Raw genomic sequence first — 11454 nt, forward strand, 5'->3', positions numbered from 1 at the left:
GACGTGAGGCCCCGAAGGGCACGATGTGACCTTCACGAACCGAGGAGCTGCTCGGCGAGCTCGGCGCGGGAGTGGATGTCCAGCTTCGTGTAGACCTTCCGCAGGTGGTACTCGACGGTCTTCGGGCTGAGGAAGAGCGCCGCCGCCGTCTCACGTGTGGTGCGGCCCTCGGCGAGGAGCAGCGAGACCTGCAGCTCCTGCGGGGTCAGGGACGCCGTTCCCGACGCCTCCCGTCGCGCCACCTTCTCGCCCGTCGCCTCCAGCTCGGCCGCGGTGGTCCGGGCCCACGGCTCGGCACCGAGGTCGTCGAAGGACTCGAGGCCGGCGCGCAGGTGTGCGCGGGCATCGACGCGGCGTCCCGCCCGCCGGAGCCGACCACCGTAGGCGAGGTGGGTCCGTGCCGCCTCGAAGAGGTCACGGGTGTCCGCGTGATGTTCGATGGCCGCCTCGAAGTGCGCGTCGAAGGAACGATGGTCGGCCACGGTTCCCAACGCCCGGTGGGCCCGCGCGACCGACCAGGGTCGACCCTTCGCACCCGCCACGGCCGCGTACCGCCGGGCCTCGGTCTCCGCCTCGGCGGGGCGGCCGAGGCGGAGCAGGGCATCCACCAGCTCCGCGCCGGGGGAGGGGTCGGGGTCGGCGATGCCCCACTCCTCCAGCCGCCGCGAGAGGTCGAGGAACGACTGCGTGGCGGCCCGGGGATCGCCCTCGGCGAGCTCGAGGTCTCCGACGGCGTAGAGGCACCAGGCCTCGCCCATCCGGATTCCCCGGCGGGTGCACAGCCGGACGGCCTCGGTCGCGTGCTCGCGACAGGCGTCACCCCGACCCTGCCGGGACTCGAGCCACGCGAGCCCGGCGAGGGACATGGCGAGGTCCGTGCCCTGGCCCGTCTCCCGGGCGAGCCGGATCGCCTCCTCGTAGTTGGCTGCGGCCCGGGACCACGCGGTGGACGTCGCCTGGTCCCGGGCGACGTGGAACAGCACGTTGGGCAGCAGGCCGACGCCCATCCGGGACCGTACGTCGTCGACGATCCGGCGCAGGTCGGCACCGGTCTCCGCGTCGCGGAGGAACAACGGCGTCGTCAGCAGCCACGGCAGCGTCTCGGGATGCTCGACCGGATCGGCGTGCGCAGCCAGCAGCGGGACCGACGCCTCGATCTGCGCCAGCCCGCCCTCGCCGCTGAGCACCTTCGCCATCCCCGCCGCGGCGAGCCCGATGGCGCGAGCGCGGGGCGACTCGGCGGCTGCGACCGCGTCCAGCAGCGACGTGGCCAGGCGCGTCGACACCGCCGCGTCGGCCAGGTAGAAGGCAGCGTGCAGCGCCTCGGCGAGGAGCAGCACGGTGTCATCGGGAGCGGGCGCGTCGGGAGCCGCACGCTCGAGGATGCGCACGGCGTCGGCGACCGACCCGCTCCGCGCCGCGATCTGCGCCCGGATCCGGAGGGTGCGCGAGCGGATGTGGTTCGGGACGGGCCGGGTCTCGATCTCGTCGAGCAGGGCGACCGCCCGGTCGTGACGCCCTCCGGTCCACGCTGCCTCGGCCGCCTCGCACAGCAGGAGGTGCCACCGGTCGGTGTCCGTGCTCAGCCGCGCCGCGCGCTCGTAGCCGGTGCTCGCGACGGTGTACGCCGTACGGGCGTTCGCGCTGTCGGCGGCGGCTTCGAGCAGCCGCGACACCTCCGGGTCGGGACCCCAGGTCGCCTCCGCCAGGTGCCACGCCCGACGCTCCGCGTCGTCCGGCAGCAGGTCGGCCACGGCGAGATGGACGGCCCGGCGGAGAGCCTCGTCGGCCTCGGCGTAGACGGCCGCGCGCACGAGCGGGTGTCGTACGTCGATGCGGCTGCTCGTCACGACGACCAGCCCGGCCCGCTCGGCGGCACCGAGGCCGGAGACGTCGAGGCCGAGCCGCCTGCAGACCTCGCCCGTGTGCTGGAGGTCGCCGTTGGCGACCACGGCAGCGAGCAGGGTGGTCCGGGATGCCGGGTCGAGCTCCGCCAGCCGCCGGGAGAACGCGGCCGCGAGGGCGGCGGGCAGCGCCGGCGGGAGCCCCGGGGCCCGGTCGTCGAGAAGCTCGAGGTGGCGACCCAGCTCGAGGAGGGCGAGCGGGTTGCCGCCGGTCGCGGCGAACAGCCGGGCCACCTGGTCCTCGGTCGGTGGCGCGATCTCCAACGCACGCACGAGGTCACCGGACGCCGCCGCGTCGAGACCGGACAGCTCGAGCACATCGAGGCCGTCGACGAGTCCGTCGCACACCCCGGATCGGCCGGCGAGCAGGACGGCGGCCGGGTCCGCGTCGATCCGGCGGGCGGCGAAGGCGAGGGCCTCGGCTGATGGCCGGTCGAGCCACTGCAGGTCGTCGACGACGACGGCGATCGGCGCCTGCTCGGCGTACCGGCACAACAGCGCCAGGGTGGCAGCGCCGATGGCGAACCGGTCACCGGGGGTCGCGGTCTGCAGAGCGAGCGCGCTGCCCAGCGCTGCTGCCTGCGGATCGGGCAGCGCATCGAGGAGGTGGAGCGCCGGGCGCAGCAGCAGGTGGAGCCCGGCGAACGCAAGGTCCTCCTCCGCCTCCGTGCCGGTCGCGCGCAGGACGTGGACGCCCTCCAGACGCCCGAGCGCATCCTCGAGCAGTGCCGTCTTGCCGACCCCCGGCTCGCCGGTGACCGCGAGAGCGCCACCGCGGCCGATCCTCGCGCCGGCGAACAGCCGGTCCACGATCCGCTGCTCGGCCTCTCGTCCGATGAGCACGTGGTGAGTCTAGGAGCCGGCTCCGGTGCCGGCTCCGCGGTCGAACAGCGTCCTACCTGGTCCTGGGTACCTCAGGACCAGGTGGGGCACCTGACGCGGTGACAGGGCGAGCGTTCCTAGCGTTCCGGTCATGACTACCACTGATGACGCCCTGACCTCGGGCACGAACGAGGTCGAGATCGACATGGACAAGCTGATGGCCTTCGTCTTCCGCGCGGTGGACGAGGTCGGCGCGACGCTCAACGCCGCTCTGGTGGTGATGGGCGACAAGCTCGGCTACTACCGCGACCTCGCGGCCAACGGGCCGAGCAACCCGGCCGAGCTCGCCGCGCGGACCGCCACCGGCGAGCCGTACGCCCGCGAGTGGCTCAACGCCCAGGCCGCCGGCTCGTACGTCACCTACGACCCGGCGACCGGCCGGTTCACGCTGCCGCCGGAGCACGCGGTGGCGTTGACCGTCGAGGACAGCCCGGCCTTCCTGCCCGGCATGTTCCAGATCGCGCTCGGCACCGTCCACGACGCCTCGCACATCCTCGAGGCCGCCCGCAACGGCGGCGGCTACGGATGGCACGAGCACGACGCCGACGTCCACGTCGGCTGCGAGCGGTTCTTCCGCCCGAGCTACAACGCCCACCTGATCCCCGAGTGGCTGCCCGCCCTCGACGGCGTCGTGGAGAAGCTCCGGCGCGGAGCGACGGTCGCCGACGTGGGCTGCGGCCACGGCGCCTCGACGATCCTGATGGCGCAGGCGTTCCCCGACTCCCGCTTCGTCGGGTGGGACTATCACGAGGCGTCGATCGCGACCGCGCGCGAGCGTGCCGCGGCCGCGGGCGTCGCGGACCGGGTCAGGTTCGAGGTCGCCCCGGCAGCCGCCTTCGGCGGCAGCGACTACGACCTGGTCACCATGTTCGACTGCCTGCACGACATGGGCGACCCGGTCGGTGCGGCGCGGCACGTCCGGGAGTCCCTCGCCGACGACGGCACCTGGATGGTCGTCGAGCCGATCGCCGGGGACCACGTCGAGGACAACCTGCACGCGGTGGGTCGCGCCTACTACGGCTTCTCCACCCTGCTCTGCACGCCCAGCTCGCTCGCCCAGGACGTCGGGCTCGCGCTGGGGACCCAGGCCGGTCCGGCCCGGATCCGCGACGTGACCATCGCGGCCGGGTTCACCCGGTTCGAGGGCGTGTCCGAGACGCCGTTCAACCGTGTCTACGAGGTCCGGCCGTGAGGGGGAGGCTCCCGCGGCTCGTCGCTCGGTCGAAGCCCGGCGCGTCCGGGCCCGGCCGAGTCACACTGGGGCCATGAGGGCACGCGAGCCCGACGCCGACGGCTACGTGGAGACCGACGGCGTCAAGGTCCATTACGAGGTCTACGGCGCGGAGACTGCCGGGCCGAGCGACCGCACCATCCTGCTGATGCCGACCTGGACGATCATCCACTCCCGGTTCTGGAAGGCGCAGATCGGCTACCTGGCGCGGCACTTCAGAGTCGTGACCTTCGACGGTCGCGGCAACGGCCGGTCCGACCGACCGGAGGGTGCGGCGGCCTACACGAGCGAGGCCTACGCCGCGGACGCGCTCGCCGTCCTCGATGCCACCGGCACCGACCGTGCGGTCGTCGTGGGGATGTCGTCCGGAGTGACCTGGAGCCTGCACCTGGCTGCCGATCACCCGGACCGGGTGGCCGGACTGGTCGCGATCGGTGCGGCTTGCGGCTTCCCGAGCATCCAGCAGCGCGACGCCGCGGTCTGGGGCGCCCGACTCGACACCACCGAGGGCTGGGCGAAGTACAACCGGAACCACTGGCTCGAGGGCGGCTACGACGACTTCGTGGAGTTCTTCTTCACCGCGATGTTTCCCGAGCCGCACTCGACCAAGCAGATCGAGGACTGCATCGCCTGGGCGCACGAGACGACGCCCCAGGTCGTCGCCGATGCCACCGCGGCGCGGCTCGGGCACGACGGGGTGGTCTGCGCCTCGACGGAGGAGATCTGCGCCCGGGTCCGGTGCCCAGTCCTCGCGATCCACGGGACCGAGGACCGGATCCGGCCGGTCGCGATCAGCGAGCGCCTCGTCGAGCTCACCGGAGGATCGCTCGTGCTGCTCGAGGGCAGCGGGCACGGCGTGGTCGGCCGCGACCCGGTGAAGATCAACCACCTGATCAAGGACTTCGCGCACGCGGTCCGGCCGCCGGCGCCGGTGAACCACGTCCGGCCACGGGCGTCGCGCCGGCCGAAGAAGGTCCTCTATCTCTCCTCGCCCATCGGCCTCGGCCACGCCCGCCGCGACCTGGCCGTCGCGCGGGCGCTCCGGGAACGCCACGAGGACGTACGGGTCGACTGGCTCGCCCAGCATCCGGTGACGAGCGTCCTCGACGCGGCCGGCGAACGGGTCCATCCCGCCAGCGGGTGGCTAGCCAACGAGTCGCGCCACATCGAGGAGGAGTCGGGCGAGCACGACCTGCACGTCTTCGACGCGATCCGGCGCATGGACGAGGTGCTCGTCAACAACTTCATGGTCTTCGACGACGTCGTCCGCGACGAGCACTACGACCTCGTCGTCGGCGACGAGGCCTGGGACGTCGACCACTTCCTGCACGAGAACCCCGAGCTGAAGCGCTTCGGCTACGTGTGGCTGACCGACTTCGTCGGCTTCCTCCCGATGCCCGACGACGACGAGCGGGCACGGTTCGTCACCGCCGATCACAACGCCGAGATGCTCGAGCACGTCGAGCGCAACCCGCGCCTTCGTGACCGGGCGATCTTCGTCGGAAACCCCGCGGACGTCGTGCCCGGGCGCTTCGGCGACGGCCTGCCCGAGATCTCGGCCTGGACGCGGCAGCACTACGACTTCAGCGGCTACGTCACCGGCATCGACCCGGGCTCCGTCGCCGACAGGGCACGGCTGCGGCAGGAGCTCGGCTGGCGGCCGGACGAGCGGGTCTGCGTGGTCACCGTCGGCGGGTCCGGGGTCGGCAGCCACCTGCTGCGCCGGGCGGACGACGCCTACGACGCCGCCCGCGCGGCCGTGCCCGACGTTCGGATGATCGTCGTGACGGGCCCGCGCCTGGACACCGGCGTCGTCCGGGCGCGGCCCGGCCTCGAGGTGCTCGGCTTCGTCCCCGACCTCTACCGGCTCCTCGGCGCCTGCGACCTCGCCGTGGTCCAGGGCGGGCTGACCACGACGATGGAGCTGACCGCCGCCGGCACGCCCTTCGTCTACGTGCCGCTGCGCCACCACTTCGAGCAGAACATCCACGTCCGGCACCGGCTCGAGCAGTACGGCGCCGGCCGCTGTCTCGAGTACGACGACCTCACCCCGGAGACGCTCGCACGAGCGATCGCCGACGAGATCGGCCGCGAGCCCCGCACCCGACCGGTCGAGACCGACGGCGCCCGCCGTGCCGCCGCTCTGGTCGCCGACCTTCTCTGATCCCCGCGCCGACAGGCCCTAAGGTTGGTCCCGCACTCGCGACCCGATCTCGTTCCACCGGAGGCTCCGCTGAACACCAACCAGGCACCTGGCAGTCCGTCCAGGCACTTCCCGGCAGCGATCCTGATGGACATGGACGGCACCCTGGTCGACACCGAGCCCTACTGGATCGCCGCGGAGTACGCGATCGCCGAGCGCTTCGGGGCGACCTGGTCCGAGGAGCAGGCGATGGAGCTGGTCGGCAACGCGCTGATCGAGTCGGCCCGGCTGGTCAAGGTGGGCATGGGCCTTCCCCACGAGCCCGAGGAGATCGTCGAGATGCTCCTGGACGGCGTGGTCGAGCAGGTCGAGCGCGAGGTCCCGTGGCGCCCCGGAGCCCGCGAGCTGCTCACAGACCTCTTCGAGCAGGGCGTGCCGTGCGCCCTGGTGACGATGTCGTACGCCCGCTTCGTCGGCCCGATCCTCCAGGAGCTGCCCGAGGGCACCTTCAAGGTGATCGTCACCGGTGACATGGTGCGCAACGGCAAGCCCCACCCCGAGCCCTACCTGACCGCGGCCGCCGCCCTCGGTGTCGCGGCCGAGGACACCATCGCGGTCGAGGACTCCAACACCGGAGCCCGCTCCGCCGAGGCCGCCGGCTGCACCGTCCTGGTCGTCGAGAACCACGTCCCCGTCGCCCCCGGCGAGCGCCGGGTATTCCGCGACACGCTCGAGGGCATGACGTACGCCGACCTGGCTGCCCTCTGAGCCCTCGGGGTCATCTAGGGTGCCTCTCGTGGGTCACATCCAGATCACTCCGTCCATCCTCAACGCCGACTTCGCCGCCCTGGGGGCGGAGGTGGCCAGGATCCCCAGCGCCGACTGGATCCATGTCGATGTGATGGACAACCACTTCGTGCCCAACCTGACCTTCGGGCCGACGATGGTCGAGGCTCTGGCGCGGTCGACGGACACGCCGCTCGACGCCCACCTGATGATCGAGAACACCGACCGGGAAGCGCTGGCCTACGTCGAGGCCGGCTGCGGGTCGGTGACGTTCCACGTCGAGGCCACCAAGGCCCCGGTGCGGCTGGCCCGGGAGATCCGGGCTAAGGGCGCTCGCGCCTCGATGGCGCTCAAGCCGGCGACCCCGATCGAGCCCTACGAGGACATGCTCGCCGAGCTCGACATGGTGCTGCTGATGACGGTCGAGCCCGGCTTCGGCGGGCAGAAGTTCCTCGACCTGGTGCTGCCCAAGATCCGCCGGGCGCGGGCGATGATGGACAAGGCCGGTGTCGAGACCTGGCTGCAGGTCGACGGCGGGGTGTCCCTGGAGACGATCGAGCGCTGCGCCGAGGCCGGGGCCGACGTCTTCGTCGCCGGCTCGGCGGTCTACTCGGCCGAGGACCCGGACGCGATGGTCAACGCGCTGCGCGACAAGGCCGTCTCAGCCTCTGACGCCTGATCGGGCCCGGTGCCACCGGTGTGGCACACTGGTTGTCAGACGAGCTTGTGCTCGCGTGCTCTGGGGTCGGTGAAATTCCGAGCCGGCGGTGACTGGATCCAGGTCCAGAAGTCCGCGACCCGATGACAGCCAGTCATCGGTTGAGCAGGTGCCAGAAGGAAACTTCTCAGTCCTGCACCGACGGTTAAAGTCCGGATGGGAAGACGCACGCAGCCCGATTCGTCGTGACCGCCCTGAGACCAGGGCGCGGCGCGATGTCTCGGCCTGACCCCGGAGTCCGTGAGACGGACCAGAGGGGATCAGATGAAGTGCTTGGACCAGCGTGACCCGGAGCCGGGGGCGATGCGTCGCGCCCTGGACCTGGCCGCTGCGATCGGCGCCCCGGGACCTGCCACCTACCCGAACCCGCGGGTGGGCTGCGTACTCCTGGGACCCGACGGGTCGATGATCGCCGAGGGATTCCACCGCGGGCCCGGCACCCCGCACGCCGAGGTCGACGCGCTGGCCAAAGCCGGAGAAGACGCCCGCGGAGCGACCGCCGTGGTCACCCTCGAGCCGTGCAACCACACCGGCCGCACCGGACCCTGCTCGCAGGCGCTGATCGAGGCCGGCGTCGCTCGCGTCGTCTTCGCCCAGGCCGACCCGAACCCGGTCGCCGCCGGGGGAGCGGAGCGGCTGAAGGAGGCGGGGATCGAGGTCGAGCAGGGCCTCTACGCCGCCGAGTCCCGTGAGCTCAACCGGGTCTGGACGCGTGCGGCCGAGCTCCAGCGCCCCTACGTCACCTGGAAGTTCGCCACCACGCTCGACGGTCGCAGCGCCGCCGCCGACGGCACCTCGCGCTGGGTCTCCTCGCGTGCCGCGCGGCTCGACACCCACAAGCTGCGCGCGCTCTCGGACACGATGCTGGTCGGGACCAACACGGTCGAGGTCGACGACCCCGCGCTGACGGTCCGCGACCTGGAGGACCGGCTGGTGGGCGTACAGCCGCTGCGGGTCGTCATGGGGGAGCGCGACCTCCCCGAGGACCGCCGGATCTTCGACGCGCAGGCGCCTTCGCTGCACCTGCGCACCCGCGACCCGCACGCGGCGCTGGCCGAGCTGTGGGCGCGCGAGCGGCGCCATGTCTTTCTCGAGGGCGGGCCGACGCTGGCCGCGGCCTTCCTGGAGGCGGGCCTCGTGGACGAGATCGTCGTCTACGTCGCCCCGTTCCTGCTCGGCGCCGGCCGCTCGGCCGTCGCCGACCTCGGGATCACCACCATCGCCGATGCCTTCCGGCCACGGGTGCGCTCCATCGACGTTCTCGCTCCCGCAGCCGAGGGCGAGGAGCCGAACGTACGACTCATCTTGGAACCACAGAAAGGGGAGCAGTGATGTTCACCGGGATTGTTGAGGAGCTCGGCACCGTCGCCGGGATCGAGGACCAGGGCGACGCGGTACGCCTGACCATCTCCGCCGACACGGTGCTGTCGGACGCCGAGCTGGGCGCGTCGATCGCGGTCAACGGCTGCTGCCTGACCGTCGCGACGCTGGGGGAGAGCGAGTGGACCGCGGACGTGATGCTGGAGACGCTCAAGCGGACCAGCCTGCACGCGATCTCGGTCGGCGACCAGGTCAACCTGGAGCGCGCGGTGACGCCGACCACCCGGCTGGGCGGTCACATCGTCCAGGGGCACGTCGACGGCGTCGGCCGGGTCGTCTCCCGCGAGCCCAGCGAGCACTGGGAGGTCGTCACGATCTCACTGCCCGAGGAACTGGTGCGCTACGTCGTCGAGAAGGGCTCGATCGCGGTCGACGGGATCAGCCTCACCGTCGTCTCCGTGACCGACGACGCGTTCACGGTCAGCCTCATCCCCGAGACCCTGGCGCGTACGTCGCTGGGGTTCCGGGCCGTCGGCGACGAGGTCAACCTCGAGACCGACATCATCGCCAAGCATGTCGAGAAGCTTCTGGGAGGGGTTCGGCCGTGAAGATCGAGCACAGCAGTATGGAGAACAGCACCGACCAGTACGCCGGGGTCCGGCTCGATCCGGTCGAGAACGCGATCGCCGACCTCGCGGCCGGCAAGCCGGTCGTGGTCGTCGACGACGAGGACCGGGAGAACGAGGGCGACCTGATCTTCTCCGCCGAGTTGGCGACCCCGGAGGTGATGGCGTTCGCGATCCGCTGGTCCTCCGGCGTGATCTGCGTGGCGCTGCCGGGGGAGCGGCTCGACGCCCTCGAGCTACCCCCGATGACTCGTGTCAACGAGGATCGCAAGCAGACCGCCTACGCCGTCTCCGTCGACGCCCGCGAGGGTGTCTCGACCGGCATCTCGGCGGCCGACCGGGCGCTCACGACCCGGCTGCTCGCCGGTCCGTCCTCGGTCGCCGGCGACCTGACCCGCCCGGGTCACGTCTTCCCGCTGCGCGCCCGCGACGGGGGAGTGCTGGTGCGGGTCGGCCACACCGAGGCCGCGGTCGACCTGACCCGGCTGGCCGGTCTGGAGCCGGCCGGTGCCCTGGTCGAGCTGGTCAACGACGACGGCACCATGCAGCGCGCCCCGCAGCTGCGGGAGTTCGCCGACGAGCACGGTCTCGCGATGATCTCGATCGCCGACCTGGTCACCTACCGGCGGCGTACGGAGGTGCTGGTCGAGCGTCGCGCGGTGACCCGGCTGCCCACCGAGTACGGTGAGTTCACTGCCTACGGCTACCGCACCACCGATGACGACGTCGAGCACGTCGCGCTCGTCCACGGCGACGTGTCGGGATGCGATCCGGTCCTGGCTCGGGTGCACTCGGAGTGCCTGACCGGGGACGTGTTCGGGTCGCAGCGCTGCGACTGCGGGCCGCAGCTGCGCGAGGCGCTGGAGCGGATCGTGGAGGCCGGTTGCGGCGTCGTGGTCTACCTGCGCGGCCACGAGGGCCGTGGGATCGGGCTGCTCGCCAAGCTGCAGGCCTACCAGCTGCAGGACGGCGGCCGCGACACCGTCGACGCCAACCTCGACCTCGGCCTGCCGGCCGACGCGCGCCACTACGGCTCCGCCTCGCAGATCCTGCGCGATCTCAAGATCGACTCGGTGCGGCTGCTGACCAACAATCCTGAGAAGGTGAGCAACCTGGAGGCGTACGGCGTCGAGGTCGCCGAGCGGGTGCCGCTCACCCCGCGGCCCAACGAGCACAATCTCGCCTACCTGCTGACCAAGCGTGACCGGATGGGTCACGCACTGCCCGATCTGTCTGAGGAGAACCGATGAGTGGCAAGGGAGCCCCTACCCCCGAGGTCGTCGACGCGAGCGACCTGCGCGTCGCCGTGGTGGCCGCACGCTGGCACGACCAGGTGATGACCGGTCTGCTGAACGGCGCCGAGCGGGCGCTGAAGGATGCCGCCGTCGGTGGTCTGACGGTCGTCCGGGTCCCGGGTGCCTTCGAGCTCCCGGTCGCGGCCGCCGCGCTCGCCAAGTCGGGCTACGACGCCATCGTCGCGCTGGGCGTCGTGATCCGTGGCGGCACCCCGCACTTCGACTACGTCTGCTCGGCCGCCACCGACGGCCTGAACCGGGTCGCCATCGACCATGTGGTTCCGGTCGGTTTCGGCCTCCTGACCTGTGACGACGAGCAGCAGGCGCTCGACCGAGCCGGGCTCGAAGGGTCCAGCGAGGACAAGGGCTACGAGGCCGCCGCCGCGGCGATGGAGACCGCGCTCGCCCTGCGCGACTGCGTACGCCACTACTGATCACCCGCGGGGGGGGGGGGGGGGGGGGGGGGGGCCCCCGCCCCGCGGGGGGGGGCGGGGGGGGGGGGGGCCCCCCCCCCCCCCCCAGGCCGGGGTCCGCGACGCGGCCGAGGAC

The 11454-nt window shown here is 72.2% G+C and carries 9 protein-coding genes and 1 riboswitch; of the genes, 8 read left to right on the forward strand and 1 reads right to left on the reverse strand.

Features of this window, described 5'->3' with window-relative positions:
- Positions 1–32: 32 nt before the first annotated feature.
- The gene (locus ACZ6WN_RS18510) at positions 33–2747 is read right to left on the reverse strand and encodes an AAA family ATPase (protein WP_465866585.1); all 2715 of its coding nucleotides are present in this window, start codon (positions 2745–2747) and stop codon (positions 33–35) included.
- Between the two features lie 130 nt (positions 2748–2877).
- On the opposite strand from ACZ6WN_RS18510, the gene ACZ6WN_RS18515 reads away from it, so the two are divergent.
- From ACZ6WN_RS18515 to ribH, 8 genes are all read left to right on the forward strand, one after another.
- Entirely contained in the window at positions 2878–3978 is a 1101-nt protein-coding gene (locus tag ACZ6WN_RS18515; protein WP_465866587.1) for a class I SAM-dependent methyltransferase, read from the forward strand.
- 73 nt (positions 3979–4051) lie between these two features.
- Complete coding sequence (locus ACZ6WN_RS18520; RefSeq protein WP_465866588.1) at positions 4052–6181, forward strand: alpha/beta fold hydrolase; 2130 nt, start codon at positions 4052–4054, stop codon at positions 6179–6181.
- A 126-nt stretch (positions 6182–6307) separates the two neighbouring features.
- A complete protein-coding gene (locus ACZ6WN_RS18525) occupies positions 6308–6928 on the forward strand; it encodes an HAD family hydrolase (protein WP_465866589.1) in 621 nt (206 codons plus the stop codon).
- Positions 6929–6956: 28 nt separating this feature from the next.
- Positions 6957–7625 (forward strand): ribulose-phosphate 3-epimerase, encoded by a 669-nt coding sequence (rpe, locus tag ACZ6WN_RS18530; protein WP_465866591.1) that lies wholly within the window; start codon positions 6957–6959, stop codon positions 7623–7625.
- A gap of 51 nt (positions 7626–7676) precedes the next feature.
- A riboswitch (FMN riboswitch) is annotated at positions 7677–7838 on the forward strand.
- Positions 7839–7928: 90 nt separating this feature from the next.
- Positions 7929–8996, forward strand: coding sequence for a bifunctional diaminohydroxyphosphoribosylaminopyrimidine deaminase/5-amino-6-(5-phosphoribosylamino)uracil reductase RibD (ribD, locus tag ACZ6WN_RS18535; RefSeq protein WP_465866593.1), 1068 nt, complete (start codon positions 7929–7931; stop codon positions 8994–8996).
- Complete coding sequence (locus ACZ6WN_RS18540) at positions 8996–9592, forward strand: riboflavin synthase (protein WP_465866594.1); 597 nt, start codon at positions 8996–8998, stop codon at positions 9590–9592. The genes ribD and ACZ6WN_RS18540 overlap by 1 nt, the downstream gene beginning before the upstream one ends.
- A gap of 17 nt (positions 9593–9609) precedes the next feature.
- Positions 9610–10860, forward strand: coding sequence for a bifunctional 3,4-dihydroxy-2-butanone-4-phosphate synthase/GTP cyclohydrolase II (locus ACZ6WN_RS18545; RefSeq protein WP_465866614.1), 1251 nt, complete (start codon positions 9610–9612; stop codon positions 10858–10860).
- Positions 10857–11339, forward strand: a complete 483-nt coding sequence (gene ribH, locus ACZ6WN_RS18550) for a 6,7-dimethyl-8-ribityllumazine synthase (RefSeq protein ID WP_465866596.1) — start codon at positions 10857–10859, stop codon at positions 11337–11339. The genes ACZ6WN_RS18545 and ribH overlap by 4 nt, the downstream gene beginning before the upstream one ends.
- The last annotated feature ends 115 nt before the right edge of the window (positions 11340–11454 follow it).

Source organism: Nocardioides sp. NPDC054178, assembly GCF_055585005.1.